The sequence below is a fragment of the Ruegeria sp. CDSB013 genome (assembly GCF_059611165.1).
Genome location: NZ_JBXWPA010000008.1, coordinates 79,987 through 104,618, shown reverse-complemented (window position 1 = coordinate 104,618; position 24,632 = coordinate 79,987). Strand labels below are relative to the sequence as shown.

Sequence of the window (24,632 nt, the reverse complement as noted above, 5' to 3'; positions counted from 1 at the left end):
TCTGGTCCCCGGGTATCGCGCATGAGCCTGACCCCTGAACTTTTGCTACACGGCTATTCCATTGGAATTTTCCCGATGGCCGAACACCGCGATGACCCGGAACTGTTTTGGGTCGATCCCAAATTTCGTGGCGTTTTTCCGTTAGATGGCTTTCATATCTCGCGCAGCCTCGCACGCCGCATTCGAAAGTCCGGCTTTTCCATCAGCATCAACCGCGATTTTGCCGGAGTGGTCGATGGCTGCGCTGATCGGGCAGACACCTGGATCAATGCAGAATTGCGCCACCTTTATCAGCAACTCCACCTCGCGGGCCGGGCCCATTCGCTGGAGGTCTGGGATGAGGACGCACTGGTCGGCGGCGTTTATGGCGTTACGCTGGGTGCGGCGTTTTTCGGCGAAAGCATGTTTTCCCGTCGAAAGGATGCCTCGAAAATAGCGCTGGCCTATCTTGTGGACCGCTTGCGCCAAACCGGATTTCGGCTGTTTGATACGCAATTTCTGACCGCTCATCTGGCGTCTCTGGGGGCGATCGAAATTCCGCGCACGCAATATCGGAACGCGCTTGAAGAGGCGATCAATGCCAGTGCGGATTTCGAGGCAGCAGTGCCTCAGTCACCCGACGCAGTGATACAGCGCATCACCCAGACGTCATAACGCGCATGGTCCAGCGCGTTCAGCGCGGGAGACGTGGCAATCATCCAGCCGTCAAACAGTTGATCTGTCCTGCCTTTTTCCCAGATCGTCAGGTAGGCAAACGCATCACCGGTCGGGTTGTCCGCTGGATAGCGGCAATCGCCCAAGGCCACATCCAACCCAAAAACCGGCAGTGTCTGACCATTCCGCATTTCAACATCGACGGTCTGACCGCTGACCTTGTCCAGACCACGCAGCATTGCGCCAGGACCGGATTGGGCTTTTTGCTGGGCCGTGGCCCCCGTCGCGGCCAGCAACGCTGCAATCAGGGCAAATCGCTTCATTCGCTTCCGTCCCCGGCCACAAACTTGACCAGCAGGGAAATCAGACTGACGGCACCTTGCGTATCTTCGACTTGATCGCCCGCTTCAAGGTAGAACGGCGAACCACCCGGCATGACCTCGACAAAGTTGCCGCCCAGCAGCCCTTCGGATGAGATGACAATCGCGCTGTCGTCCGGCACCAGAATCCCGTCAGAGATCGAGAAGGTGGTATCGGCGCGATAGGTTTCGGGATTAAGGTCCACACCGGTTACAGTGCCGATCTTGACACCCGCAAGGCGTACGTCGGTGCCGACGCCTACCCCTTCTAAGGAACGAAAAGAGGCGCCTAGTTCATAGCCGCCACTGCTTTGCGACAGACCGGTGGACTGACTGGCATATACGCCAAAGGCGACGGCACAGGCCAAAACGGCCCCACCGACCAGAACTTCGGTTGCGTTATAACTCGACATTGCTCGCCTCGTGTTATTCCGGGCTCCAGGCTTCGTAGTCCTTACGCTCGACCGGGTCCGGGCGGCGCAAAGAACCTGCCGGCGCATAAGCCAAAGCAGAGCCTGTCAGGTTTTCCTGATGCGGTTTTTCCCAGGATTTGTGTTTCAGCGGTTTGTCCGTCGGCGGCTCATCCCAGGTGCGGTGCAGCCAGCCATGCCAATCGGGGTCAACTCGGCTTGCCTCGGCCTCACCATTGAAAATAACCCAGCGTCTGCTGTCGTCTGCATTGTGATAGAACACGTTGCCTTCGTCGTCTTCACCGACCTTGATACCCTTACGCGATGTGTAAATCTGCGTGTTCAATGTGGATCCGTTCCACCAGGTCACGGCCCGCAAAAGACTGTTTAGGATTCCCATCAGCTGCCTCCGGCATTTCTGTACCCGCAGATATGGACCAAAGGCGGGCTAAGGTCCAGTGTCACAAAAACCGCACCCTCTATTGCGGCAGAGCCGCGGTCACTTCGATTTCGATGCGGTCCTCGGGTGTTATGAGATTGCATTCGATCACCGTCGCTGCCGGTGGGTTGTCACCAAAAGATTCTACCAACAACGGCCAGCAAAGTTCGAACTCATTCATGTCCGGCAAATAGTAATTGACCCGAACTACGTCCGCAAAACCGACTCCAGCCTCGGCCAGCGCTTTTCCAATCGCCTCCAAGGACGACTTGCACTGCCCTACAATGTCCTCCGGCACGTTGTCACCTTGGGCGCAAGTCCCGGCGACAAAGACGAAACCATTTGCAACCACAGCACGACAATAGCCGATTTTGGCCTCGAATTCTCCGCCAGATGAAATGCGCCTGATTTTCATGCTTCCCTCCAAAAGAAAACGGCGCGGTCAATCCCGCGCCGTCTTGGTAATTCTTGTTGTGCCTTACCCTGCCGAAGCTGATTCCGCGGCATCCGCATAGATGATCAGTGGTTGCTTGTCAGACGACACCGCTTCTTCGTTCACCACCACTTCGGTTACGTTCTTCATGCCCGGAAGTTCGAACATGGTGTCCAGAAGGATATCCTCGAGGATCGAGCGCAGCCCGCGCGCGCCGGTTTTGCGTTCGATGGCCTTCTTGGCGATCGACTTCAGCGCATCATCAGTAAATGCCAGCTCGGCGTCTTCTAATTCGAACAGGCGCTGGTACTGCTTGACCAGAGCGTTCTTGGGTTTGGTCAGGATTGTGACCAGTGCATCTTCGTCCAGATCCTCCAGCGTTGCCAGAACCGGCAGACGACCAACGAATTCCGGAATCAGGCCGAACCGCAGCAGATCCTCGGGCTCGAGATCCTTGAAAATCTCACCCACGCCACGTTCATCATTGTCCCGCACGTCGGCACCAAAGCCCATGGCCGAGCCTTTGCCGCGTTGCGCGATGATCTTATCCAGACCTGCAAAAGCACCACCGCAGATGAAAAGGATGTTCGTGGTATCCACTTGCAGGAATTCCTGCTGCGGATGCTTGCGCCCGCCCTGCGGCGGTACACTGGCCACGGTGCCTTCCATCAGCTTCAGCAGCGCCTGCTGTACACCCTCGCCCGACACGTCACGCGTAATGGACGGGTTTTCGGATTTGCGGGTGATCTTGTCGACCTCGTCGATATAGACGATGCCGCGCTGCGCGCGTTCGACATTGTATTCGCTGGACTGCAGCAGCTTGAGGATGATGTTTTCAACATCCTCACCCACATACCCGGCTTCGGTCAGTGTGGTTGCGTCTGCCATGGTGAACGGCACATCCAGAATACGCGCCAGCGTCTGCGCCAGCAGCGTCTTACCGCAGCCGGTCGGACCGATCAGCAGAATGTTGGACTTGGCCAGCTCAATATCGCTGCCTGCCTTTTGGGCATGGTTCAGACGTTTGTAGTGGTTGTGCACCGCAACCGACAGAACCCGTTTGGCGGTGGCCTGACCGATTACGTAATCGTCCAGCACTTCACAAATGTCTTTGGGTGTTGGAACGCCATCGCTGGATTTCAGGCCGCTGGCCTTCGTCTCTTCGCGGATGATGTCCATACACAGCTCGACGCATTCATCGCAGATGAAAACGGTCGGGCCGGCAATCAGCTTGCGCACCTCATGCTGGCTCTTGCCGCAGAAGCTGCAGTAGAGCGTGTTTTTGCCGTCACCGCCTGAATTCGTCGCCATGTTCTACCTTTCGGGCTTCGTCCCTGCGGTCTGTGTGGAACCGCGCATGCCACATGTTGGTGCAGCTTAGGCCACCACCGGGGCGGCTACAATCTCAAAAATGGTCCCCACGCCCAAGACGTGGGGAGATATTCTTAGGCCTCGTCACCATCCATTTTGGCGCGATTTTCGACGATTTCGTCGATGTGACCCCAGTCCTTCGCCTCTTCCGGGCTCATGAAATTGTCACGATCCAGCGCTTTTTCAACCGCCTTTTTGGTCTGGCCGGTATGACGCACGTATATGTCATAAAGGCGATCCTTCAGTTTTTGCGTCTCGGCCGCGTGAATCATGATGTCGCTGGCCTGACCCTGATAGCCGCCGCTGGGCTGGTGCACCATGATCCGGCTGTTGGGCAGCGAGAAACGCATTCCCTTCTCGCCCCCGGCCAACAAAACCGACCCCATCGAGGCCGCCTGACCGATCACCAATGTGGAACATTTCGGCTTGATATACTGCATTGTATCGTAAATCGACAAACCGCTGGTGACGACGCCACCGGGCGAGTTGATATAGATCGAGATTTCTTTGTTCGGATTTTCCGCCTCAAGATGCAGCAATTGCGCGACGATCAGGTGGCTCATCCCGTCGTGGATCGGACCGTTGATGAAAATGATCCGCTCTTTCAGAAGGCGCGAGAAAATATCATACGCGCGTTCACCCCGGCTGGTCTGCTCGACGACCATGGGAACGAGCGTATTCATATAGGTGTCAACGGGATCGAACATGAGAACCTGCCTGTTTTGCTATGGATCGGGACATTACCCGAAGAAACGTTACCCGAGTCTTAGTGTCGCCACGGGGGGGCTGCAAGGGGGGCACAACAGATCGCGCTCCAACCGCCCACAATAGGGGGATAGTCTGATGTCGAACGCACAGAAACAACAGCGGTCAAGGCCTGGTTTGACGCGCTTGTTTGTAAGTTCCCCTTTTCGCATCACGTCATTTTGATCCATGCATATGGAAATTCATGCGCAGAACGTGTAGCAATGCGAACCGCTTTAGCGAAACACTCACAAAAGTTCCCCGACACCAGGGCTCAAAAGGAAAACACCAATGGCATTGCCTCAGATTTCACAGAATATGACGTCTGACGATTTCGATCGGATGGCGGGAAATGCGACCCGCGCATCGAATTTCCTCAAGGCGATCAGTCACGAAGGCCGATTGATGATCTTGTGCCATCTGGTCTCTGGCGAAAAATCCGTGACCGAGCTTGAGGACCTACTTTCCGCGCGGCAGGCGGCTGTCTCGCAGCAGCTGTCCCGCCTTCGTCTGGAAGGCCTTGTGATTCCGCGACGCGAAGGCAAGGCTATTTACTACCGACTTGCTGACGACAGACCGCGCCGTATGCTTGAAGTGGTGTACGAGTTGTTCTGCGGCGACCAAAAGGACTGATTTCGTTTATCTTTCCACCGCACCAGACGCGTTGTTCCAGTCTTTCCGACCCGAACATTCTAACGTTGGTGCGGCCACACCCTGCCTTCGCAATCCATGCGGTCTATTTGGTCTGCAGCTTCGTGTTTCTATGCCCCGTGTCAGCGCGGTAAAATACTGGTTCCAGCAAATAAAAACTGCTAGGCCATGCTTAGAACATCAAATGGAGGTACTGATGATCCGAGCAATTCTGGTAGGGTTGGCACTGTTTTCTCTCGCCGCGTGCGAGACTGCCAAAGGTGCTGGCAAAGATATCGAAAAAGCAGGTGATGCCATTCAAGGCGCGGCAACTGACGTTCAGCAAAATATCTGACGCGGTTCAGGATATTGTGAAAGCACAACTTCTACATACAAGATATGGTTGAAGATTGCAGCCAACCAAGTTACACTCCTTGGCACAGGTGCATAGACGCGGCATTGCATATCTGACACTTCGGGGTTCTTGTGCATCCACAAGAACCCCGTTCCCGTTTTGCAGGGGCAGAGTGGCAGCCTGGAAAAACCAGAGAAAAAGAAAAGGCGTCAGGTGCGCAGACGCGGTCCATGCATGTACCCTTGCGGATACTCCTGACGCCTTGCCGGGTCGATGCATCCGAGGGACGCCACGATCCAGTTGCCCAGACCCTGTTACAGGCCACGGCCGCTGCTCGGCATCCTAAGATGCTTTGCAGCACGCATCGACCTTCTGAGAGTCTGATCATCTGACCCGGGTCTGACACCCAATTCAACTGACCATCCACCGGTAAGCCTCTGCATATAAAAGCTAATCCTAAGACTTGCCCTTATTGCCTCGACCCCCTTTGGTCTTTGCGTCCCACCCTGGTTCCTAAGAACCGTTGCGGTAATAGAACTGTTACATCCGGGTCATGTTCCGACAAGAAAATAGCACTGCAGCATGAGAATTAGACGGGGATAAAGTGTTGATATCCGCCGGGAGAAAATTGTGGATAACTCCGGAAATCGAAACGCCGTGCGGTCTTGGCAATGGAAAACGCTGAATTCGACGAAATGACTCGATTTTCCTGACTTTCTGCACCCGCAAAGGCCATTTCGTTGCCGATTGCGGGTATTCACAGCCTCAAAGCATCGAATCAGACGGATCCGCGCTTACCATTGCCTGGCCAGAGATGTTCAGAGAAACTGGGGCCGGACGGCTCTCAGACCACAAGCTAAGCCGCGCTGAAGGTTCGCGAGACCCTAAACCACATATGCCGGGGAACGCCGCAATCCGGCACCGTGTGTTCAGGACCCTGTCGCTTGCAACCAAGATGCCGCCCGACCCGCCCCCCCTGAGGAGACGCTGTGTCCGTTTATGAGAAGCGTTCCGACCCGACCGAGATTACCTACTACGCGCTGCAACACGGTGCAGCCAGTACCCCCTACGGCCGGCCGGGCCGGAGACGCTTCAGTTCACCTGACGTTCGAGCACAACGCTGTACGTTGTCCCGCGACGCAGGCTACGGAAATCCGCGTAAATCTTGCCGTCCTGATAGCGCGCATCCACCAGCGCATTCACGCCTACCTGCGGATCGGCCGAGCTTTCGACGATGCCGATAGTGTTCGAACCATCCAGACTGATGGTCCCGGTGGCGTCAAACACACGCCAATCTGTGCCAGCATCCGGTCGCCACATGCTGGGCCCCCAGAACAAGTTGTCCTGCTGCTGCTGAATATCCAGAAGCCACTCTCCCTGATGAAAGCGTGGCGCATCGCCGGTTGCCACCCGAGACGGTGAAACCTTGGTATAGGTGCCGCTCCAGGCACCGCGCAGATCGGGTGTGGTCTCGGCCATCGAGGCCGTGGCAAGGGTAAGGCTCGTGGCCAGAGCGGCTGCTCCGGCAGTCATATATCTGGTCATGGGCTCTCCTCCAAAGTTCAGGGCCGTTGCTGGCCTGTTGAACAGATTGGAAGGGAGTGCGCAGGTTGCAACTTACCTAAGGGAAACTTCATAAACCGGTAATGATTGCCTTATGCCCAGGCCAGCGCGGTGCCGAGGATGACCAGACCAATGCCTGCCGCCTCGCGATATGAAAAATTTTCGCCGAACAGAAAGAACGAGGCGATGGCGATCAGAACAACCTCGGCCCCCAGAATGCCAGTATAGATGATGCCCAGCCGTTCCTCGCGCAGCGCGGCGAGTTCCAGCGTCGCCCCTGCCAGCAGGGTCGCGACGATCAGCAGGCCGAGACCCACACCGGGGAGTTTCCACCAGAACTTCATCGCGATCATGGCCACGGAATAGAGACCCGCCGACCCGAGGGCGATAAGGGGGATCATGGATGTGGACATCTGCGCCTCCTGCCGAGGTTGCCGTTGGGTCAAGTGTAGCAGGTGGGGAAGGTTGAGGCTGTGAGGTGGGTCACAACCCTCGGCTAGAACACAATCGCGATGAGTTCAGCCAGTCCGATCAGGCAGAGCAGTGCATTCGACGTCAGGACCAACCCTTTCAAATTCCGCGCCTTTAGCCCGCGGGCGAAACTGGTCTGCGCAAACTCCTCGGTCATGTCGTCCCGAAGGTTTTCAACGTCTTCCAACGCGGTCTTGCCCGCTAGAACGCCATAGGCTGTCACCGCAATCACCAACACAATCAACGGCAGAGCAAGCCCTACGGGCCCAAACCCGATGATCGCGGCGATAGCGACATAGGCAAAGATCGAGGTGCGCATGATGTCGTAATAGTGGTCGAGACGGCTCATCGAAATCTGAGAACGCAGCTGTGGGTCCATAACTCTTCCCCCTATGAAAAACTTGTTTGGAATGAAGGGAGTGTATCACTTTTTGCGGGATATCAGAAATTTGGGGGCTGGGCTGGACTGAGGGCAGCGCTGGCCCGAGGGGGTGAGGCCCGTCTCGGAAACGGTCCAGTGGACCGTTTCAGGACCGAACGGGCGGAGCCCCGGGGCGCAAACGCGCCGCCCGTTTTGCCGGGGGCAAACCTTCGGTTTGACGGGGGCGGGTCGGCGCGGTCCGGCGGTGCCGCCGGGCGGGAGGGTTGATCAAAGTGAAATGTGAAACGGCGTCAACTCTATACTTCCTCAACTAGCCCGGCCATCGATTCTACATATAGTGGCAGAACATCATATTTTTTCGACATACAGAAAAATTGGGAGTTTCCTGTGGAGGAATCTGTTGACAACCCCCCTATATTGGGGCACAACATGTTCCAAACGGCACATCTAGGGCGATTATACCGCCAATGGTGATGTTTCTGCGTTTGTTCTCTTGCATATTGTATTTGGTCGAGCCATGCTGAGGTATGAGCTACAAACGAATCGCGCCGCCAAGGTGGTCAGACCAAGACGGCGCTTCGTTGTAGTACCGCACCAACCTTGGGGGGTTGCCGCGGTCAGTTTGCAACGCGTGAATCCTGACGGATTCACAAAAAACAGTCAAGGCGCCCCTCGTTGAAACTTTGAACGAGGCAGCGTTATGCCAAACTATTACGTTAACCAAAACCCACAGCCTGATGGCTATCACGAAGTGCATGTTGATGATGGAACATGCACTCACCCCCCGCTTCTAGCAAATCGCATACCGCTTGGGTGGCATTCGACTTGCCAAAGCGCGGTGGCGGCTGCGCGGCAACGGTACTTCCTGTCGGATGGTTGTGCTTATTGCGTACCATACTGTCACACTCGATAACGAGGATAATATGGCTACTAACCCACCATCAGGTGATGGACGTCGCAACGGAATGGTCAAAGGCCGTTCGCAAACTAAAACGCCATCCGGTCACTATGTGAAGCGTGACACCGAAACCGGACGCTTCATGGACGTCAAGACTTCCAGCAAGAAGCCCTTCAAAGGCGTTCGGAAGGAAAAGTAATGGGGTGAGCGGCCAAGGTCGCTCTCCCTACCTCAAGGTGTGGGCACGCGGTTGGCTACGCCAACCGCTTTCGCCCACCCGCCGTAAAAATGGCCAGCTTTTAGCTGTCCATTTTTAAGGCGCTAATAAACGCCTCCTGCGGGATATCGACCTTCCCGAACTGACGCATCTTCTTCTTACCCGCTTTCTGCTTGTCCAGCAGTTTGCGTTTCCGCGTGGCGTCGCCGCCGTAGCATTTGGCGGTCACGTCCTTGCGCAGGGCCGAGAGGGTCTCGCGCGCGATGACCTTACCTCCGATGGCGGCCTGGATCGGGATTTTGAACATGTGGCGCGGGATCAGGTCTTTGAGCTTTTCGCACATCGCACGGCCCCGCATCTCAGCCCGGTCGCGGTGAACCATGGTTGACAACGCATCAACCGGCTCGTCATTCACCAGCACCGACATCTTGACCAGATTGTCCTCGGTATAGCCGGTCATCTGATAATCGAACGAGGCATAGCCTTTGGTCACCGATTTCAGGCGGTCGTAAAAGTCAAAGACGACCTCGTTCAGCGGCAGGTCATAGACGACCATGGCGCGGCTGCCCGCATAGGTCAGGTCCATCTGGATGCCGCGACGGTCCTGGCAGAGTTTCAGCACGTCGCCGAGGAATTCATCGGGAACCAAGATGGTCGCCTTGATGCGCGGCTCCTCGATATGGTCGACCTTGGACGGGTCGGGCATGTCGGCGGGGTTGTGCAGCTCGATCATCTCGCCGTCTTTCATGTAGACGTGATAGATCACCGACGGCGCGGTAGTGATGAGTTCGATATCATATTCGCGTTCGATGCGGTCGCGGATGACCTCAAGGTGTAGCAGGCCAAGGAAGCCGCAGCGGAAGCCAAAGCCAAGTGCCGCCGAGGTTTCCATTTCAAAGCTGAAGCTGGCGTCATTCAGTGCCAGTTTGTCGATCGCATCGCGCAGGTCTTCGAATTCGGAACTGTCGACGGGGAAGAGGCCACAAAACACCACCGGCTGCGCGGGTTTGAAGCCGTCCAGTGCGATTTCGGTGCCGTTGCGGTCATTGGTGATGGTGTCGCCGACACGCGTGTCGCGGACCTGTTTGATCGAGGCAGTGAGAAAGCCGATCTCACCGGGGCCGAGGCTGTCGACCATCTCCATCTCAGGGCGGAACACGCCAACGCGGTCCACATGGTGCAGGGTGTTGTTCGACATGAACTTGACCCGCATGCCCTTTTTCAGCGTGCCGTCCATAATGCGGACCAGAACGATGACGCCGAGATAGGCGTCGTACCAACTGTCGACCAGCATCGCTTTGAGCGGCGCGTCGAGATTGCCCTGCGGCGCAGGCAAGTGGGTGACGATAGATTCCAGCGTTTCGTGGATGCCCTGCCCGGTTTTGGCGCTGACCTGAATGGCCTCAGACGCGTCGATGCCGATCACATCCTCGATCTGTTCGGCCACGCGGTCACAGTCGGACGCCGGCAGGTCGATCTTGTTGAGTACCGGCACGATCTCATGATCCGCATCAATGGCCTGATAGACGTTCGCCAGAGTCTGCGCCTCGACACCTTGGGTCGAGTCCACAACCAGCAGTGAGCCTTCGACCGCGCGCATGGAGCGCGAGACCTCATAGGCAAAGTCCACGTGGCCGGGTGTGTCGATCAGGTTTAGCACGTATTGCTCGCCATTGTCGGCGGTATAGTCGATGCGGACCGTGTTGGCCTTGATTGTGATGCCGCGCTCGCGCTCGATATCCATGCTGTCGAGCAGCTGTTCCTTCATGTCGCGATCCTTGACCGTTCCGGTCTCTTGGATGAGCCGGTCAGCAAGGGTGGATTTGCCATGGTCGATATGCGCGACGATGGAGAAATTGCGGATATGAGCGAGGTCTGTCATGGGTTGGGGATATGCGTCGGAATTGGGCTGTGGTCAAGGTGGGTCAACATGCTGCGAAACCCTTTGTTCCCAAGCTCTCGGCCCAGTCAGACCAAACCGTTTTTGACCAGCGCTGCATTCATCCAATGCGTCTCGCTTTGCACATGGCCCTCACGTACGTATTTAGCAAGGTGTATGGGCATGTCTTCTTCCTTGAAGGCCCCAGTGGTGCGAACGACAAACCCCTCTTGTTTTTCGAGATCGAGACCCGCAATTACATCCTTTGCGATCTGTGCCGAAAACCGCCCGCGATAAAGTTCAGGAACCGCTGTGACCCCAAGTTCGACAAAGCGCGAAAGCGTCGCGTCCCAAGGTTGAACTTCCTCAGCCTTGATCCAAGCAAATCCCAGAAAATATGTCGGCAGCTCTGAATAAGTGATGGAATGACGCGCGAACAAATACTCGCCCACAATTCGTTCATCCTCGGCAAGTAGAGGCGCTATACCGGCTGCAAATGCCTTCATCCAATCTCGCGACGGATGATATCTCGCGTCGAGGCTGCGGGGGTGACAGCCTAGGCTGTGGATCGTGGTATTCTCACCGTCCATCTTTTCAGTGAACACCACTTCGTCAGCCATCTCTAACACGGCAACGCTAGACATGATTTTGTCATCACTCGTGGCGCCAGGAGATTGCGGCAAGTGAAATGTGCGTCCGTATTTCTTAAGCATAGTGGTCTCATGAGGGGTTTCTAAGCAAAGTCGGGTTAGACAACGCGACATTCGCAAACCGTGCAATCACTTTTTCTCAACGTTTGATTGATCCCTTTCCCCGTTTGATTCATACTCCTGCGAAGACCGAGAGGGGCATAAGACCCCTCCGGGCAGGCAAACATGAGGCATGAGCATGAAAAAGTTCCTCTTAATCGCATTCTGTGCCACGTCGCTGACGGCGGTGGCTCCGGTCGCAGAGGCGGCGCAGATCAAACGGGCGTGTCTGGCGTCTGACCGGTCGGCGGCGACGCGGGATCGGTGTAGTTGCATTCAGCGGGTGGCCAATCAGGCGTTGACCCGCAGTGATCAGAAGACCGTTGCCAAGTGGTTCCGCGACCCGCATCAGGCCCAAGAGCTCAAGATGTCACAGACGGCGCGCGACGATGCGCTGTGGGACCGGTATCGGAACTTTGGTCAGATGGCGCAGGCGATCTGCAACTAGGCTGATCAATCCTTGACCTGACCCGAACTGCGCCCCAGAAAGGCGCAGCGAAAGGGATATCTGATGGTTATGAAAGGGCTGACCCTGCGCGGCCTCGAAGTGTTCGAGGCGTTGGCGCGGACCGGATCGGTAGCGCAAGCCGCCGAGATCACAGGGCTTAGCCAGCCGTCAGTGTCCCAGCAGTTACGCAATCTGGAAAAGGCAGTGGGCACCGATTTGGTGGATCACGCACGGCGCCCGATGCGCCTGACCCAGGCTGGGCGCAGCTTTCTGGCCCGCGCGCAGGCTGTTCTGGCCGAACTGCAGATGGCCCAAAGCGAGCTGACTGTGATGGACCTGGGGCACCTTGCAACCCTGTCTGTCGGCCTGATTGACGATTTCGACAATGACCTGACCCCGCGACTGGCCACTCTGTTGGCCGAAAGTCTGACGCGGTCAAAGTTCAAACTGATCACACTGCCCAGTCTTGACCTGTTCGAAGAACTTGAGGCGCAGCGCCTTCAGCTTGTGGTGTCAGCCCATAGCGGCGAGGTGCTGGAAGGCGTGGTCGAGTACCCGCTGGTGCGCGATCCCTTCATTCTGGTGACGCCCAAAGGGGCCGAAAACGCCATGCAGGATCTGCCCTTCCTACGCTATGCCCGCGAGCAGTTGATCAGCCGCCAGATTGAGGCCCATCTGGCGCGCCAGCAGCTGGAATTTGAAGAACGGTTCGAAATCGGTTCTCATCTGGCGTTGATGGCAATGGTCGCGCGCGGCCTCGGCTGGGCGATCACGACGCCGCTGGGCTACATGCGGGCGGCGCGATTCCATGACGGGCTTGAGGCGCACCCTGCCCCGATCGGAGATGTGTCGCGGACGATTTCCTTGTTCACCCGCACCGACTGGTCAGGTCAGGTTCCGCAAGAAGTCGCAGGCATGATGCGCCGCCTAATGGGCAGCCAGATTGTTGACCCGGCCCTTGCGCAATTGCCATGGCTGAACAACCGCCTAAAGTTGATGAACTAGCCGCGTAGATGCGTGTCGAGACCTTCGACCGCTGCCTCGATTAGATCCAATGCTCCATCGAAGTCACGGGTATAGTATGGGTCCGGGACGTGGTCTGTGCCGATATGAGGCGCAAAATCCGTCAGCAGACGCACTGGGGTTTCGTTCCCAGCTGGCCTCAATGCCTCAATATCCGCGAGGTTGTCGGCATCCATCCCGATAATCAAATCGAACCTGTCGAAATCCGCGGGCACAAATTGGCGCGCCCGCAAATCATCCAGTTTTATGCCACGCGACAGAGCTGCCATTTGCATCGGCCCATAAGGTGGGTCACCAATGTGCCAGCCAGAAGTCCCGGCACTATCGGTAGCGTGATGCGGCGCACGGGCGCGAAAGGCGCCCTCGGCGGCGGGAGAACGGCAGATATTGCCCAGACAGACGAACAAGATACGGTGGGTCATGAACCACGGTGTAACGCGAAGGGCCAAGATGGAAAAGATCGTCATTCTGACAGGGGCCGGGATTTCCGCCGAAAGCGGGTTGGGCACGTTCCGCGACGAGGGCGGTTTGTGGGCCCAACACCGGATCGAAGACGTTGCCACGCCCGAAGGGTTCGCGCGTGATCCCGCGCTGGTGCACGGGTTTTACAATGCCCGCCGCGTACAGGCCGCCGAGGCGCAACCTAACGCGGCCCACGATGCACTTGCCCGACTACAGCAGGACTGGCCCGGCGAGGTTGTGATCGTCACACAAAACGTCGACAGCCTGCACGAGGCCGGTGGCGCGCAAAACGTGATCCACATGCATGGAACGCTGGCGGGCGCGCTTTGCGCGGCCTGCGGCCACCGCTGGACGGCGCCGCCCGAGATGGCCGTGGGCGAGCCCTGCCCTGCCTGCGTAGCCCCCACTGCGCGTCCGGATGTGGTGTGGTTTGGTGAGATGCCTTATCACATGGACGCCATCTATGATCATCTGGCAGGCACAAGCATCTTTGCCGCCATTGGCACTTCGGGTCAGGTCTATCCCGCCGCGGCTTTCGTGCACGAGGCCATGATGTCCGGTGCAAGAACTGTCGAACTGAACCTCGAGCCGTCGACCGGCGCATCCAGTTTCGACGAAGTCATACTTGGCCCCGCAACAGAAACCATTCCGCGCTGGGTCGATCAGATCCTAAAATCGCAATAGGGCGAAACCCGCAGACAAGAGGCGAATTTCCTTGCTATACTAGTGCCCTAACAACCCGAGAGGTCCCCATGACAGACCCAAAAAACCAACAAGGTGAAATCCTTGATGATGACAGCCTCGACACGCGTGGCGCCCTCGGTGATCAGCTAACGGACCTGTGGTGGACATTCTTGCTGCGCGGAATCCTGGCCGGTGCGCTCGGGATCGCAGCGTTATTCTGGCCGACGGGCAGCATCTCTTTGCTGATCCGTCTGGTGGGCCTGCTGCTGGTCCTCGATGGTGGCCTGACGCTGCTGGGGTTTGGTCGACGTGGCCTGATTGGCGGTTTCGGCATCGGGGCGCTTCTGATCGGACTGATCCTGCTGATCTGGCCGGAAGGCGTCGCGCGCCTCGCGTTCTTCCTGCTGGGAGCCTGGGCTTTGATTGTCGGGATAGGCTCGCTGATGGTGTGGCGGCAATTGCCCGATGCACATCCGGACGCATCCACCATGCGCAACTCCGGCATTGTCGCGCTGTTGATCGGCCTTGTTTTGATGTTCTGGCCGGGCAGCGGCATGGTGGCGCTCGGCTGGGCGATTGCTTTCTCGGCGCTGGCCTTTGCCGCAGTAATGCTCTGGCTGGCCATGCGCTTCAAACGCGCCCATGACCGCGTAGCGATGCGGGTGGTCAACCGCTGAACCTTTTCTACAACGACAAAAGGCCGGGAATTTCCCGGCCTGACGCATGGATGACGGCCGCAGCGCGGCCCGAGTTCAGGCGTAGCCCTAGTTCGAATGCGAACCGTGACCGCCGGTGTCCTTACGCACCAAATCCACCGGAATCTTGATCTCGACCTCGCCTGCTGTCTCGAAGATCAACGTAACGGGAACCATTGCATCCTGTTCAAACGGGGCTGTCAGGCCCATGAACATCACGTGATCGCCACCACGCTTCAGCATGTGCATTTCACCGGCGGGTATGACAAAGCCTTCTTCGACATGGGTCATCTTGGCAACGCCGTTTTCGTCGACAATATGGGTGTGCAACTCGACCCGAGCCGCAGCGTCGGATTCCACGCCGATCAAACGATCATCGGTCGCGCCGGTGTTCTGGATCATCATGAAGGCTGCGCCAGCTTTGGCTGTTTTACCCGATGATCGGGCATAAGCGTCATCGACGGTGATCGTGTCCTGCGCAAAAGCAGCCGTAGCAATAGTTGCGGCGGCAAGGGTGGTCAGCAGTCTGGATGTGAGTGACATAGCGCCTCTCCTGTAGTTTGGTGTTTGATAAGAATTGATAATGAATCAAACACTTGCAGGAGGTGCCCGGGCTGGCTGTGACGGTATAGGCAGAGCGATCAGATTCTCCGCGATACGCGATGGCATGGGTCGATCGGTGTCCGGCGCAACCGGCAAGGACGGTTCGTCAATGCTCACCGCGCCCAACAGGTTCAACGCATAATCCGGACAGAAGTGCGGGGCCTTTGTCGGCTGCCCTTCGGCATCCATATAGACCACGACCGGACCAGATCCGGTACACAGCACCATATGCCCCACCGCCCGGTCCACACCGCGCGATGCAGCAACGCCCTGCCCGGTCAAAACGACCAGCAGCGACAGCACAAACGGCAGAACTTTGTTCAGAACGGGTTTCATCCTGTCCCCGATATAGGCCAGAGACAAAACGGGCTTCAAGCGCAATCAGACACGCTTAAAGCCCAGGGCCGGGAGGACAATGTCAGCGATCCGGTTCCGGGCGCTTGACGGACCCTTTTGTCAGGCTCGTATGCAGCCGATTCACCCGACGCTGCATCCGCAGACATGCCCCAAACGTTTTGCCGAAAAAGTCGGCCAGTAGGGAGAAAGAAGGTAATGATTTGAACGACATGAGGTTGAACTCCGCCAGATGAATATGCCTAAACATAATACGGGTAGAGCAAACGGTATGTGAACAATTTCACCCAACGCGGAAATTTAATTCCAAATTGAGAACAGCACTCTGCACAAAACGAAAAAACCCTGCACCAAAAGGTACAGGGCCTGAATTCTCGCAGGAAAAAGGTCTTAGGCCGAAGCTTGCGCCTTGGCGATTTCCTTTTTCACTTTCAATGCGTTGTTGGACAGCTCATCGTCCTTGGCTTTCGCCAGGAACGCGTCCAGACCACCACGGTGGTCCACCGAACGCAGGGCAGCCGCCGAGATGCGCAGCTTGACGCCACGGCCCAGCGTTTCCGACTGCAGCGTAACGTCGTTCAGGTTGGGCAGAAAACGACGACGAGTTCTGTTTTTGGCATGGCTGACATTGTTGCCAGTCATCGGGCCTTTTCCGGTCAGTTCGCAACGGCGCGACATGGTTTCTTCCTTTGTTTCTGGAGGCCAGGCATTACACCCTCGGCCAAATCACAAGGGGCACAACCCGAAGTCGCGCCCGAAAACTGGTTGGATGCGTGTAGTGGGAATCACAGACGGGGTCAAGCCATATGCCAATGATTCACAGCACCAAGTTTTCATTTAATTCTCCCGGCCGTTTCAGGGCGCGATTTTCCAACTCTGGGCGACCTGTTTTTGCCGCTGCGGCCGCCAGACGCGCCCAGTACCGGCGGCTTTTTAGTCGCGCAGTACGATGCACACGGACCATTCTTTCCGGTGACAACCGCTGACGAAGCAACATATTCTGTAGCCTGCCATATCCACCGGTTTGCCTTATAACTTTGGTCGCAGGATGACCAGTGAAGCAAAGCCTTACGATTTTCATTGCGGGAAAGGCCTCCTGGGTCATGCGGGCATTCAGAAAATCGGCGCGGTTGAACGGATCAACCAGAATGAGGCCGCGTACAGGATAAAAGCGACTCGGCAGCGCCCCAAGATCAGGATCGAAGTCTGTCGCCCATTTTTTGAAACGCGGGTCAAATGGCACGTGTTCTTCAGAAATTGAGAACTGCGGTGAAACAGCAAGAAGAGATTTCAAGTTTAGCGCTCGCGCCAAGCGAAGACCGGCGTAACCACCCATTGAAAAGCCCATCGCCGCGACATGTTCCATTCCCTGGGTCAGCCGCGACAGGCAGGCCTCAAGTTCGGGTGTTTCAGAGTTTATATACCAATCATTCAGCCGAGCCTGCACATGCAAATGCGCATATCCCGCCTGTATTAAAGTTGCCGCCGGTCGCGGATCCGAAAACTGTCCCGGATCAGACACCCGGTGGCGAAAGGTGACATACAAGCGAGCCTGACCTGGATTGAAAAGCGTGGCACGCAGTCGATTTCCATCAAAAATCCGACATTGCTGCAATCTTCAACTGCCCTTTTTTGACCAGAATCGCCTGCCTGACCGGGTTATTTCATTCAGTCATGCATTCAGTGCGGGGTTCAACATGACTGCTTTTTGGGGATTAAAACATCCGAGTGGCGTTCCCCTATACGTCATAGCCCTGCAGCGGTGGCTTTTCATTCTTCAGGTGCCGAGCCACGAGGCGCGCTTGTTGGGGGCCTTTGGGGATGTACCGGGCCGGGTTGGGATTGTGGTTCACATCCGCCAATTCCGGAAAGATATCGAATATCTCACGCCGCGCTTCCGGGCTAAGGGTCTTAAGCGCCTCAGGCCCGGTAAACAGGCTTTCGCTTGGGGCGTTTTCGGCAAAGATAACCTCGTGCCGGTCAAAAAGCAGGTGGTAATATTCGACACTGTCCACCGTAGCATCAACGAATATCCCTGGCAGCGCGGTCAGTTTTATCGCCGGAATCAGAACTTCGGGCTCGCCAAACATCCGTTCTGCGATTTTCGACTGCACCAGCATTCTGTGCTGCCGTGACACCAACAGATCCCGTTTGGGCAACCCATTGCCCATCGCGCCTGCCAATATTCGGACGGGGCGACGTTTCGCGTCGCCCGCCAATGCCACCGAGTCAAATTTACGGCGCCCGATCCAGCGGATCGGTTGCATCCCGTTGCCCTGCGTTGGGATCATATCCCCCTGTCGGAGATCCTGAATAAGAACCGGACCACGTTGTGCCTGAATTACTGTATCGCGGGTAAAGCACAAAAACCCTGTGCCGGATTCAAACCCGCTATAGTTGACCACGATCCCTGAGGGCAATTCGAAGCTGCCGCTGGAAAGCGAATAGGATTGCCCGACAACAACGGTGAACGTTCCGAAATTTGCGTCGGTTACAACTGTGCCCACCGGAAGGTTCAGCGCGTCCTGCCCGCCGCCGCCCTGAACATCCCCGGTGACTTGGGTTCGGATAAAGTTCAGGGTGTCATTGCCCTGCCCCAAACGGATATTGCCGACGCCTACGTCAAAAACCGTGACGGTATCCGCATCGCGACCCGCATTGATCTGCCCATCGATCTGGGCGTTGAACACGGTGATTTCATCGTTTCCGGCGTTGCCGCGTACACTCCCGGAAATAGTACTGCTTACAATCGTAATCTCATCGTCACCGCCACGGGCGCGAATATCATCAATGGGCGTGCCCTGGGGCGAACCGTTCAGCGTACCTTCGTCGCCGGTGACTTCGATATCGTCGTCACCATTTGTCCCACGAATATTGGGCATGCACGGCTATCTCCGACGCGTTCATTTGTTGACTTGCGCACCATCGAGACTATCGACTTCCCCTCGAAGCAGCACAATCAGAAATTGTATCTTTGCCCATAATACATGATTTTGGCGCACCCTCCACCTCTGACGCTAAAAGGCGTCTAGTGTGTTGCTAGGACACTAAGCATTCGTTCCGCAGCCGCCGTCGGGCTAAGATTGCCTGCGCCAACATCGGATCCAAGGCGATCCATTTCTGCGCGGGCGGTCGGCGTATCCAACCGAGATAGCAGCGCGTATCGCACTTCTTGATCGAACCAGAACCGCGCCTGCGCCGCGCGGTTGCCATCCCAATGGCCGTTTTCACGCCGCCAGCCTGACAGAGTGGTCATTTCGTCCCAGGCTTGGTCAAGCCCATGTTCCTCGACCGCGGAAACAGTCATCGCCTTGGGAAAACCCTCGGGGTCCTGCGGGCGTTTTCGCAGCAGGCGCAAAGCCCCCGCGTAGTCAGCACAGGTGCGGGTGGCCGTGGCTTTCAGATCTCCATCCGCCTTGTTCACAAGGATCATGTCGGCCATTTCCATGATTCCGCGTTTAACCCCCTGCAACTCATCCCCGCCCGCAGGCGCAAGCAACAGAAGGAACAGATCCGACATTTCGGAAACGACGGTCTCGGACTGCCCGACTCCTACAGTTTCAATCAGCACCACGTCGAACCCTGCCGCCTCGCACAGGGCAATCGCCTCGCGGGTGCGGCGGGCCACGCCGCCCAAATGGGATTGGCTGGGAGACGGACGGATAAAGGCGTTCTTCTCACGACTCAGCCGCTCCATCCGGGTTTTGTCGCCCAGAATAGAACCACCTGAACGGGTCGAGCTGGGGTCGACAGCCAAGACCGCAACGCGCAGGCCCTGCTCGATCAGCATCATGCCAAAGCTTTCGATAAAGGTGGATTTGCCCACCCCCGGAGTACCGGACAACCCAACGCGCAGGGATTGCCGCCCGGCTTTGGCCAAATGCGCCAGCAATTCAGACGCCTGTGCCCGATGATCGGCGCGACCACTTTCGACCAGAGTGATTGCCCGGGCCAGCGCACGCCGGTCTCCGTTCAAAATCTTATCACCTAGGCTGTCCATATCCATTCCGACCCCGATCTTTTGCGGCACGACTACTTGCCGCCCCGACGGGTGGTTTGTCCAGACCGGACCGCGCAGGAAACCTGCCCGATACCTGCATTTCGCACCTATGTGTTGCTGTTGATCCTCTTTGACCGGACCGCCGCTGGCTCTAGGCCGCAGCGGCGCGATCATCGTCATTGGGAAACAGCGGAACTGGACGTTGCGCCGTGGTTGGCTGATAAAGCGCCAATGACAACACGCCTGCCCATCGATGACGCCATCCCCGAATTGCTTAACGCCCTAAAGGCCAATGGCCGGGCCGTTTTGCAAGCCCCTCCGGGCGCGGGCAAGACAACGCGGGTACCTCTGGCGATGCTCGAGGCCGGGTTGTGCAATGGCAAGATCATCATGCTCGAACCCCGCAGGCTTGCCGCGCGTGCCGCGGCAGAGCGGATGGCGGAAACTTTGGGGCAACGTGCGGGTGAAACCGTCGGTTACCGCGTGCGGGGCGATGCGAAAACCTCAAAAACAACCCGCATCGAAGTGGTGACCGAAGGCATTCTGACCCGAATGCTACAATCTGAACCGGATCTGCCAGGCGTAGGCGCGGTGATTTTTGACGAGTTTCACGAACGATCTTTGAACGCGGACCTCGGGCTTGCCCTGTGCCTTGAGGTTACGGGCGCACTACGCGACGACCTGATCCTGCTGGCGATGTCTGCCACACTCGACGCCGAACCGGTCGGCCAATTGATGGACGCACCGCTTGTGACGTCCGAAGGGCGCAGTTATCCGGTTGAAACCCAGTGGCTGGACCAGCCACTGGGTGCGCAAGCACGACGACTGGATGCACTGATAGATCTGGTCGCCAAGGCCGAGCGTGAAACCGAAGGCGGCATGCTCGTGTTTCTGCCCGGCGAGGGCGAAATCCGCAGAGCCGAGGCCGCGCTATCCAAACGGTTGCCCGGCAATTGCGCAGTTAAACCACTGTTCGGAGCAATGCCCTTTGCCGCCCAGCGCGCAGCGATCTCGCCAGCCGCGAAAGAGCGCAAGGTCGTGCTTGCCACTTCAATCGCCGAGACCTCGCTGACCATTCCCGACATCCGCGTGGTTGTGGATATGGGTCAGGCGCGCCGGGCGCGGTTCGATCCGGGTTCTGGCATGTCGCGGCTGGTCACGGAACGGGTGACGCGGGCCGAAGCAACCCAACGCGCAGGTCGTGCAGGGCGCGTGGCCGAGGGCGTGTGTTACCGGATTTGGTCCAAAGGTGAAGAAGGTGCGCTGGCCGCCTACCCCCCTGCCGAAATCGAAGCCGCCGACCTGACGGGCCTTGCGCTGGAACTGGCGCTTTGGGGGGCCGAACCGGATGACCTCGCCTTTTTGACACCACCACCCGAAGGAACGATGGCCGAGGCCCGTACATTGCTGAACATGCTGGGTGCGTTGGATGTCAAAGGGCGGATCACCGACCACGGACGGGCCCTGGCTGCGCTACCCCTGCATCCTCGGCTGGGGCACATGCTGGTGACGGCCGGGACCAACGCCGCTTCGTTGGCTGCGCTGATGGCGGAACGTGATCCGCTAAAGGGCGCTCCGGTAGATCTGCTGCTGCGGCTTGATGCGTTGCGCGATGCCCGCGCCTTTCAACGCAACCGGGTGTGGCAGATCAACATGGGCGCGTTGGAACGGATCAAAGCCGAGAGCAAGCGGCTGAAAACACGAAGCAGCAAGACAGACCTAAGCCCAGCCGCGATGGCCGCCTTGGCCTATCCCGATCGCATTGGGCAACGCCGCAAAGGCGATGTGCCGCGTTACGTTCTGTCCGGCGGCAAGGGCGTCGTGCTGGACAGCGGTGACACATTGGCGGCCGCGCCTTATCTTGTGGTGACAGATACGGACGGAAACCCGCGCGAGGCCAAGGTGCGCATGGCCGCACAAATCTCAGAGCGTGAAATCCGGGATCTGTTCGCGGATCAGATCGAATGGGTCGACAACTGCGCGTGGTCGAAACGGGAACGCCGGGTCATTGCGCGCACGCAGGAACGCCTTGGCGCGATCACTCTGGATGACCGTATTTGGAAGGACGCGCCGGATGAGGCCATCGCCCGCGCCATGCTGGATGGTGTGCGTGATCTGGGGTTACGACTGGAAGGCGCCTCTGCGCGATTGGCCGCGCGGGTGGAATTGGTGCGCGCCGAAGGGATCGACCTGCCGGACTTTTCAATGGACGGGTTGATGGCCGCTCTGGACGACTGGCTGCTACCCATGCTGTCAGGTCAGCGCAGTGCAGACGACTGGAAAAAGTTTGACCTGCTGCCTGCCCTGCGTGCCCGGCTGGACTGGGCCCAAACGCAGGAATTGGACCGTCGCGCGCCGGGATCGTTTGAAACACCACTGGGCCGCAAGGTGCCAATTGATTATGGCGGCGCGGTGCCCGAGATATCAGTCCGCCTGCAGGAACTGTTCGGTGTCACCCGGCATCCGGCTATCGGGGGCGAGGCGCTCAAGATCACTCTGCTGTCCCCTGCGCGGCGACCAATCCAGATCACGCGCGATCTGCCAGGATTTTGGGCCGGATCTTACGCGGATGTGCGCAAGGACATGCGCGCGCAATATCCCAAACACCCCTGGCCCGAGGATCCGACGCAGGCCGATCCAACCTTGCGGGCCAAGCGGCGGACCTGACGTTCGTTTGCTTCAGAAAATGCGTTCGTTCAATAGATGCATTGAAGCCCCGGTTTATAGTTGTTATGTCACTTTTCCTTGAACCTAAGAAAAGTACTGGCACTTAATCGATGGCATCTTGGCTGAACAATATCTGGGAAGAAGTTGGCAAACCCTTCTTTCAACGCCCACACAGGGTACAGTTTGCAGCCTTGTGCGTGCGCGGAACCGGCGACGACAAAAAAGTTCTGTTGATCACCAGCCGTGGCACAGGCCGATGGGTCATCCCAAAGGGATGGCCAATTGACGGCATGGACGGGGCCGAGACTGCCAAAGAAGAAGCTTGGGAAGAAGCCGGTGTGAAAGTGAAACACCTGGGCCGCAAGGCGGTGGGCCATTTCACCTATGACAAGATCCTGGATGACGGAACGGCCCAACCCGTGCGCACCAATGTGTATCGCATAGATGTCAAAGATCTGGCCGAGGAATTCCCCGAGGTCAGCGAGCGTGAACGGCGCTGGTTCTCGCCGAAAGAGGCCGCAGAGCTGGTGCAAGAGCCGGAACTGCGCGAAATGCTGCGGCAAATGTAACGCTTTCGCAACAAACTTCTGTGAGGCCGGTTGCCACAAGACCGGGTAACCGTTAACCGCGCCGGTTAAACCGTATCACCCACAGAAAACCGATGTCGAACACGAACAATAAAAACCGCTGGCAAGCCCTGGACAGCGATCTGCACCGAATTTCCCGCCTTGAGCATGCGAACGTGCACGTGGCGCGGCCGCTGCTTGCGCCGGGCATCGCGCTGGCCTTCATAGTCATTGCCGGATTGATTGCTGCGATACTATTCGGTCGGGCAGACGGCGGGCTGATCGTCATCGCGGCTGCCGGTTTTGGTGCCTATATGGCAATCAACATCGGCGCCAACGACGTTGCCAACAACATGGGCCCTGCGGTCGGTGCTAACGCCCTGACCATGGGTGGGGCAATTGCCATCGCCGCAGTCGCGGAAAGCGCGGGGGCCCTGCTGGCGGGCGGAGACGTGGTCTCGACCATCTCCAAGGGCATCATCGACCCTGCCTCAGTCCAAAATAGCTCGGTCTTTATCTGGGCGATGATGGCGGCGCTGATATCATCGGCGATGTGGGTCAACCTGGCAACATGGGTCGGCGCACCCGTTTCCACAACGCATTCGGTCGTGGGCGGGGTGATGGGGGCTGGTATCGCTGCAGCAGGCCTTAGCGCGGTCAGCTGGGGCACGATGAGCGCGATTGCCGCCAGTTGGGTGATCTCTCCGGTTCTGGGCGGCGCGATTGCTGCCGGATTTCTGGCGCTGATCAAGGCGAAAATCCAGTATCAGGACGACAAGATCGCGGCGGCCCGTCGCTGGGTTCCTATTCTGGTGGCCGTGATGGCCGGTGCATTTGCCACCTATCTCTCTGTCAAAGGCCTGAAGCGGATCGTGAAGATCGATCTGGAAATCGCGCTACTGATCGGTCTGACCTCGGGCATTCTGGCTTGGGCCGTGACTGTGCCTTGGGTTCGACGTAAATCCGAAGGGCTGGAAAACCGCACCAAATCTCTGAAAGTTCTGTTTGGGTTGCCTCTGGTCATCTCGGCCGGGTTTCTGAGCTTTGCACATGGTGCCAACGACGTGGCCAACGCGGTCGGCCCGTTGGCCGCGATTGTGCACGCCGCTGAATTTGGCGATTTTGCCTCGAAGGTCACGATCCCGACATGGGTGATGGTGATCGGGGCCTTTGGGATTTCGTTCGGTCTGTTCCTGTTTGGCCCCAAGCTGATCCGAATGGTGGGCAGCCAGATCACCAAGCTGAACCCGATGCGGGCATTCTGCGTCGCCCTCTCGGCAGCGATCACAGTGATTGTCGCAAGCTGGCTGGGTTTGCCGGTCAGTTCGACCCACATCGCGGTGGGTGCGGTGTTCGGCGTTGGGTTCTATCGTGAATGGAATCAAGATCGCCGGCGGAAGAAAAGTAATGATAGCCGTCCGCCCGAGTTGCGGCTGGCCCGTGAAGAGCAGCGGCGGCGCAAGCTGGTGCGGCGGTCGCATTTCATGACCATTATTGCCGCCTGGGTGATTACCGTCCCAGCGGCGGCTACAATGTCAGCCGTTATCTTCTGGATTTTGACTGCGTTCACCTGAAT

The 24,632-nt window shown here is 57.7% G+C and carries 29 protein-coding genes; 11 read left to right on the top strand and 18 right to left on the bottom strand.

Going from position 1 to position 24,632, the window contains the following annotated elements; translation table 11 throughout:
• Positions 1 to 21 precede the first annotated feature (21 nt).
• Positions 22 to 654, top strand: coding sequence for a leucyl/phenylalanyl-tRNA--protein transferase (gene aat / locus AC2FJF_RS14675; protein ID WP_496726058.1), 633 nt, complete (start codon positions 22 to 24; stop codon positions 652 to 654).
• On the opposite strand, the gene AC2FJF_RS14670 is transcribed toward aat, so the two are convergent.
• From AC2FJF_RS14670 to AC2FJF_RS14645, 6 genes are all read right to left on the bottom strand, one after another.
• The gene (locus tag AC2FJF_RS14670) at positions 609 to 977 is read right to left on the bottom strand and encodes a DUF2155 domain-containing protein (RefSeq protein ID WP_058277011.1); all 369 of its coding nucleotides are present in this window, start codon (positions 975 to 977) and stop codon (positions 609 to 611) included. The two genes, aat and AC2FJF_RS14670, sit on opposite strands and share 46 nt — an antisense overlap.
• Positions 974 to 1,426, bottom strand: a complete 453-nt coding sequence (gene mlaD, locus AC2FJF_RS14665; protein WP_496726057.1) for an outer membrane lipid asymmetry maintenance protein MlaD — start codon at positions 1,424 to 1,426, stop codon at positions 974 to 976. Before mlaD ends, AC2FJF_RS14670 begins: the two co-directional genes overlap by 4 nt.
• A gap of 13 nt (positions 1,427 to 1,439) precedes the next feature.
• Entirely contained in the window at positions 1,440 to 1,823 is a 384-nt protein-coding gene (locus AC2FJF_RS14660) for an NADH:ubiquinone oxidoreductase subunit NDUFA12 (RefSeq protein WP_058272199.1), read from the bottom strand.
• 79 nt (positions 1,824 to 1,902) lie between these two features.
• The gene (locus tag AC2FJF_RS14655) at positions 1,903 to 2,277 is read right to left on the bottom strand and encodes a RidA family protein (RefSeq protein ID WP_496726056.1); all 375 of its coding nucleotides are present in this window, start codon (positions 2,275 to 2,277) and stop codon (positions 1,903 to 1,905) included.
• Positions 2,278 to 2,340: 63 nt separating this feature from the next.
• Positions 2,341 to 3,606 (bottom strand): ATP-dependent Clp protease ATP-binding subunit ClpX, encoded by a 1,266-nt coding sequence (clpX, locus tag AC2FJF_RS14650; RefSeq protein WP_058272201.1) that lies wholly within the window; start codon positions 3,604 to 3,606, stop codon positions 2,341 to 2,343.
• Between the two features lie 134 nt (positions 3,607 to 3,740).
• Positions 3,741 to 4,373, bottom strand: coding sequence for an ATP-dependent Clp protease proteolytic subunit (locus AC2FJF_RS14645; protein ID WP_108861785.1), 633 nt, complete (start codon positions 4,371 to 4,373; stop codon positions 3,741 to 3,743).
• A gap of 328 nt (positions 4,374 to 4,701) precedes the next feature.
• On the opposite strand from AC2FJF_RS14645, the gene AC2FJF_RS14640 reads away from it, so the two are divergent.
• Both AC2FJF_RS14640 and AC2FJF_RS14635 read left to right on the top strand, forming a co-directional pair.
• On the top strand, positions 4,702 to 5,043 hold the full coding sequence (locus tag AC2FJF_RS14640; RefSeq protein ID WP_108861784.1) for an ArsR/SmtB family transcription factor: 342 nt from the start codon (positions 4,702 to 4,704) through the stop codon (positions 5,041 to 5,043).
• 130 nt (positions 5,044 to 5,173) lie between these two features.
• A complete protein-coding gene (locus AC2FJF_RS14635; RefSeq protein ID WP_496726055.1) occupies positions 5,174 to 5,395 on the top strand; it encodes an entericidin A/B family lipoprotein in 222 nt (73 codons plus the stop codon).
• A 1,092-nt stretch (positions 5,396 to 6,487) separates the two neighbouring features.
• On the opposite strand, the gene AC2FJF_RS14630 is transcribed toward AC2FJF_RS14635, so the two are convergent.
• From AC2FJF_RS14630 to AC2FJF_RS14620, 3 genes are all read right to left on the bottom strand, one after another.
• Positions 6,488 to 6,940, bottom strand: coding sequence for a hypothetical protein (locus AC2FJF_RS14630; RefSeq protein ID WP_496726053.1), 453 nt, complete (start codon positions 6,938 to 6,940; stop codon positions 6,488 to 6,490).
• A 110-nt stretch (positions 6,941 to 7,050) separates the two neighbouring features.
• The gene (locus AC2FJF_RS14625) at positions 7,051 to 7,371 is read right to left on the bottom strand and encodes a hypothetical protein (RefSeq protein ID WP_058272206.1); all 321 of its coding nucleotides are present in this window, start codon (positions 7,369 to 7,371) and stop codon (positions 7,051 to 7,053) included.
• A gap of 83 nt (positions 7,372 to 7,454) precedes the next feature.
• The gene (locus AC2FJF_RS14620) at positions 7,455 to 7,808 is read right to left on the bottom strand and encodes a hypothetical protein (protein ID WP_496726052.1); all 354 of its coding nucleotides are present in this window, start codon (positions 7,806 to 7,808) and stop codon (positions 7,455 to 7,457) included.
• 926 nt (positions 7,809 to 8,734) lie between these two features.
• On the opposite strand from AC2FJF_RS14620, the gene AC2FJF_RS14615 reads away from it, so the two are divergent.
• Positions 8,735 to 8,908 carry a hypothetical protein gene (locus tag AC2FJF_RS14615; protein WP_480840553.1) on the top strand — a complete coding sequence of 58 codons (174 nt, stop codon included), beginning with the start codon at positions 8,735 to 8,737 and terminating at the stop codon, positions 8,906 to 8,908.
• 100 nt (positions 8,909 to 9,008) lie between these two features.
• Here AC2FJF_RS14615 and lepA read toward each other — a convergent pair whose 3' ends face one another.
• Positions 9,009 to 10,808, bottom strand: a complete 1,800-nt coding sequence (gene lepA / locus AC2FJF_RS14610; RefSeq protein ID WP_496726051.1) for a translation elongation factor 4 — start codon at positions 10,806 to 10,808, stop codon at positions 9,009 to 9,011.
• 86 nt (positions 10,809 to 10,894) lie between these two features.
• Complete coding sequence (locus AC2FJF_RS14605) at positions 10,895 to 11,449, bottom strand: RNA ligase family protein (protein ID WP_496726050.1); 555 nt, start codon at positions 11,447 to 11,449, stop codon at positions 10,895 to 10,897.
• A gap of 244 nt (positions 11,450 to 11,693) precedes the next feature.
• Here AC2FJF_RS14605 and AC2FJF_RS14600 point away from each other — a divergent pair, with 244 nt between their 5' ends.
• Positions 11,694 to 12,002 (top strand): hypothetical protein, encoded by a 309-nt coding sequence (locus AC2FJF_RS14600; RefSeq protein ID WP_496726049.1) that lies wholly within the window; start codon positions 11,694 to 11,696, stop codon positions 12,000 to 12,002.
• 63 nt (positions 12,003 to 12,065) lie between these two features.
• Complete coding sequence (locus tag AC2FJF_RS14595; RefSeq protein ID WP_282119981.1) at positions 12,066 to 13,007, top strand: LysR family transcriptional regulator; 942 nt, start codon at positions 12,066 to 12,068, stop codon at positions 13,005 to 13,007.
• Here the strand turns inward: AC2FJF_RS14595 and AC2FJF_RS14590 are convergent.
• On the bottom strand, positions 13,004 to 13,447 hold the full coding sequence (locus tag AC2FJF_RS14590; protein ID WP_496726154.1) for a low molecular weight protein-tyrosine-phosphatase: 444 nt from the start codon (positions 13,445 to 13,447) through the stop codon (positions 13,004 to 13,006). The genes AC2FJF_RS14595 and AC2FJF_RS14590 overlap by 4 nt on opposite strands.
• A gap of 28 nt (positions 13,448 to 13,475) precedes the next feature.
• Between AC2FJF_RS14590 and AC2FJF_RS14585 the strand changes: the two genes are divergently transcribed.
• Together AC2FJF_RS14585 and AC2FJF_RS14580 are read left to right on the top strand one after the other, a co-directional pair.
• Complete coding sequence (locus tag AC2FJF_RS14585; protein WP_496726048.1) at positions 13,476 to 14,171, top strand: NAD-dependent deacylase; 696 nt, start codon at positions 13,476 to 13,478, stop codon at positions 14,169 to 14,171.
• Between the two features lie 68 nt (positions 14,172 to 14,239).
• Entirely contained in the window at positions 14,240 to 14,848 is a 609-nt protein-coding gene (locus tag AC2FJF_RS14580) for an HdeD family acid-resistance protein (protein WP_496726047.1), read from the top strand.
• 87 nt (positions 14,849 to 14,935) lie between these two features.
• Here AC2FJF_RS14580 and AC2FJF_RS14575 read toward each other — a convergent pair whose 3' ends face one another.
• The 6 genes from AC2FJF_RS14575 to meaB all read right to left on the bottom strand — a co-directional run bounded on the left by AC2FJF_RS14575 (position 14,936) and on the right by meaB (position 19,829).
• Positions 14,936 to 15,409 (bottom strand): copper chaperone PCu(A)C, encoded by a 474-nt coding sequence (locus AC2FJF_RS14575; protein ID WP_496726046.1) that lies wholly within the window; start codon positions 15,407 to 15,409, stop codon positions 14,936 to 14,938.
• A 45-nt stretch (positions 15,410 to 15,454) separates the two neighbouring features.
• Positions 15,455 to 15,805 (bottom strand): hypothetical protein, encoded by a 351-nt coding sequence (locus tag AC2FJF_RS14570; RefSeq protein ID WP_496726045.1) that lies wholly within the window; start codon positions 15,803 to 15,805, stop codon positions 15,455 to 15,457.
• A gap of 408 nt (positions 15,806 to 16,213) precedes the next feature.
• Positions 16,214 to 16,501 (bottom strand): 50S ribosomal protein L28, encoded by a 288-nt coding sequence (gene rpmB / locus AC2FJF_RS14565; protein ID WP_058272217.1) that lies wholly within the window; start codon positions 16,499 to 16,501, stop codon positions 16,214 to 16,216.
• A gap of 139 nt (positions 16,502 to 16,640) precedes the next feature.
• Entirely contained in the window at positions 16,641 to 17,189 is a 549-nt protein-coding gene (locus AC2FJF_RS14560; protein WP_496726044.1) for a hypothetical protein, read from the bottom strand.
• Positions 17,190 to 17,562: 373 nt separating this feature from the next.
• The gene (locus AC2FJF_RS14555) at positions 17,563 to 18,705 is read right to left on the bottom strand and encodes a Hint domain-containing protein (RefSeq protein ID WP_496726043.1); all 1,143 of its coding nucleotides are present in this window, start codon (positions 18,703 to 18,705) and stop codon (positions 17,563 to 17,565) included.
• Positions 18,706 to 18,851: 146 nt separating this feature from the next.
• Entirely contained in the window at positions 18,852 to 19,829 is a 978-nt protein-coding gene (meaB, locus tag AC2FJF_RS14550; protein ID WP_282153571.1) for a methylmalonyl Co-A mutase-associated GTPase MeaB, read from the bottom strand.
• Positions 19,830 to 20,054: 225 nt separating this feature from the next.
• Between meaB and hrpB the strand changes: the two genes are divergently transcribed.
• From hrpB to AC2FJF_RS14535, 3 genes are all read left to right on the top strand, one after another.
• Positions 20,055 to 22,490: an ATP-dependent helicase HrpB gene (gene hrpB / locus AC2FJF_RS14545; RefSeq protein WP_496726042.1), complete on the top strand. Its 2,436-nt coding sequence runs from the start codon at positions 20,055 to 20,057 to the stop codon at positions 22,488 to 22,490.
• A 110-nt stretch (positions 22,491 to 22,600) separates the two neighbouring features.
• Positions 22,601 to 23,059: an NUDIX hydrolase gene (locus AC2FJF_RS14540; protein ID WP_108861772.1), complete on the top strand. Its 459-nt coding sequence runs from the start codon at positions 22,601 to 22,603 to the stop codon at positions 23,057 to 23,059.
• A gap of 92 nt (positions 23,060 to 23,151) precedes the next feature.
• A complete protein-coding gene (locus tag AC2FJF_RS14535; protein ID WP_496726041.1) occupies positions 23,152 to 24,630 on the top strand; it encodes an inorganic phosphate transporter in 1,479 nt (492 codons plus the stop codon).
• Positions 24,631 to 24,632 lie beyond the last annotated feature (2 nt).

Excerpts from the sequence above, each read along its gene's own strand:
- aat (WP_496726058.1), top strand. The coding sequence starts at position 22 with ATGAGCCTGACCCCTGAACTTTTGCTACACGGCTATTCCATTGGAATT.
- AC2FJF_RS14670 (WP_058277011.1), bottom strand. The coding sequence starts at position 977 with ATGAAGCGATTTGCCCTGATTGCAGCGTTGCTGGCCGCGACGGGGGCC.
- mlaD (WP_496726057.1), bottom strand. The coding sequence starts at position 1,426 with ATGTCGAGTTATAACGCAACCGAAGTTCTGGTCGGTGGGGCCGTTTTG.
- AC2FJF_RS14660 (WP_058272199.1), bottom strand. The coding sequence starts at position 1,823 with ATGGGAATCCTAAACAGTCTTTTGCGGGCCGTGACCTGGTGGAACGGA.
- AC2FJF_RS14655 (WP_496726056.1), bottom strand. The coding sequence starts at position 2,277 with ATGAAAATCAGGCGCATTTCATCTGGCGGAGAATTCGAGGCCAAAATC.
- clpX (WP_058272201.1), bottom strand. The coding sequence starts at position 3,606 with ATGGCGACGAATTCAGGCGGTGACGGCAAAAACACGCTCTACTGCAGC.
- AC2FJF_RS14645 (WP_108861785.1), bottom strand. The coding sequence starts at position 4,373 with ATGTTCGATCCCGTTGACACCTATATGAATACGCTCGTTCCCATGGTC.
- AC2FJF_RS14640 (WP_108861784.1), top strand. The coding sequence starts at position 4,702 with ATGGCATTGCCTCAGATTTCACAGAATATGACGTCTGACGATTTCGAT.
- AC2FJF_RS14635 (WP_496726055.1), top strand. The coding sequence starts at position 5,174 with ATGCCCCGTGTCAGCGCGGTAAAATACTGGTTCCAGCAAATAAAAACT.
- AC2FJF_RS14630 (WP_496726053.1), bottom strand. The coding sequence starts at position 6,940 with ATGACCAGATATATGACTGCCGGAGCAGCCGCTCTGGCCACGAGCCTT.
- AC2FJF_RS14625 (WP_058272206.1), bottom strand. The coding sequence starts at position 7,371 with ATGTCCACATCCATGATCCCCCTTATCGCCCTCGGGTCGGCGGGTCTC.
- AC2FJF_RS14620 (WP_496726052.1), bottom strand. The coding sequence starts at position 7,808 with ATGGACCCACAGCTGCGTTCTCAGATTTCGATGAGCCGTCTCGACCAC.
- AC2FJF_RS14615 (WP_480840553.1), top strand. The coding sequence starts at position 8,735 with ATGGCTACTAACCCACCATCAGGTGATGGACGTCGCAACGGAATGGTC.
- lepA (WP_496726051.1), bottom strand. The coding sequence starts at position 10,808 with ATGACAGACCTCGCTCATATCCGCAATTTCTCCATCGTCGCGCATATC.
- AC2FJF_RS14605 (WP_496726050.1), bottom strand. The coding sequence starts at position 11,449 with ATGTCTAGCGTTGCCGTGTTAGAGATGGCTGACGAAGTGGTGTTCACT.
- AC2FJF_RS14600 (WP_496726049.1), top strand. The coding sequence starts at position 11,694 with ATGAAAAAGTTCCTCTTAATCGCATTCTGTGCCACGTCGCTGACGGCG.
- AC2FJF_RS14595 (WP_282119981.1), top strand. The coding sequence starts at position 12,066 with ATGGTTATGAAAGGGCTGACCCTGCGCGGCCTCGAAGTGTTCGAGGCG.
- AC2FJF_RS14590 (WP_496726154.1), bottom strand. The coding sequence starts at position 13,447 with ATGACCCACCGTATCTTGTTCGTCTGTCTGGGCAATATCTGCCGTTCT.
- AC2FJF_RS14585 (WP_496726048.1), top strand. The coding sequence starts at position 13,476 with ATGGAAAAGATCGTCATTCTGACAGGGGCCGGGATTTCCGCCGAAAGC.
- AC2FJF_RS14580 (WP_496726047.1), top strand. The coding sequence starts at position 14,240 with ATGACAGACCCAAAAAACCAACAAGGTGAAATCCTTGATGATGACAGC.
- AC2FJF_RS14575 (WP_496726046.1), bottom strand. The coding sequence starts at position 15,409 with ATGTCACTCACATCCAGACTGCTGACCACCCTTGCCGCCGCAACTATT.
- AC2FJF_RS14570 (WP_496726045.1), bottom strand. The coding sequence starts at position 15,805 with ATGAAACCCGTTCTGAACAAAGTTCTGCCGTTTGTGCTGTCGCTGCTG.
- rpmB (WP_058272217.1), bottom strand. The coding sequence starts at position 16,501 with ATGTCGCGCCGTTGCGAACTGACCGGAAAAGGCCCGATGACTGGCAAC.
- AC2FJF_RS14560 (WP_496726044.1), bottom strand. The coding sequence starts at position 17,189 with ATGGAACATGTCGCGGCGATGGGCTTTTCAATGGGTGGTTACGCCGGT.
- AC2FJF_RS14555 (WP_496726043.1), bottom strand. The coding sequence starts at position 18,705 with ATGCCCAATATTCGTGGGACAAATGGTGACGACGATATCGAAGTCACC.
- meaB (WP_282153571.1), bottom strand. The coding sequence starts at position 19,829 with ATGGATATGGACAGCCTAGGTGATAAGATTTTGAACGGAGACCGGCGT.
- hrpB (WP_496726042.1), top strand. The coding sequence starts at position 20,055 with ATGACAACACGCCTGCCCATCGATGACGCCATCCCCGAATTGCTTAAC.
- AC2FJF_RS14540 (WP_108861772.1), top strand. The coding sequence starts at position 22,601 with ATGGCATCTTGGCTGAACAATATCTGGGAAGAAGTTGGCAAACCCTTC.
- AC2FJF_RS14535 (WP_496726041.1), top strand. The coding sequence starts at position 23,152 with ATGTCGAACACGAACAATAAAAACCGCTGGCAAGCCCTGGACAGCGAT.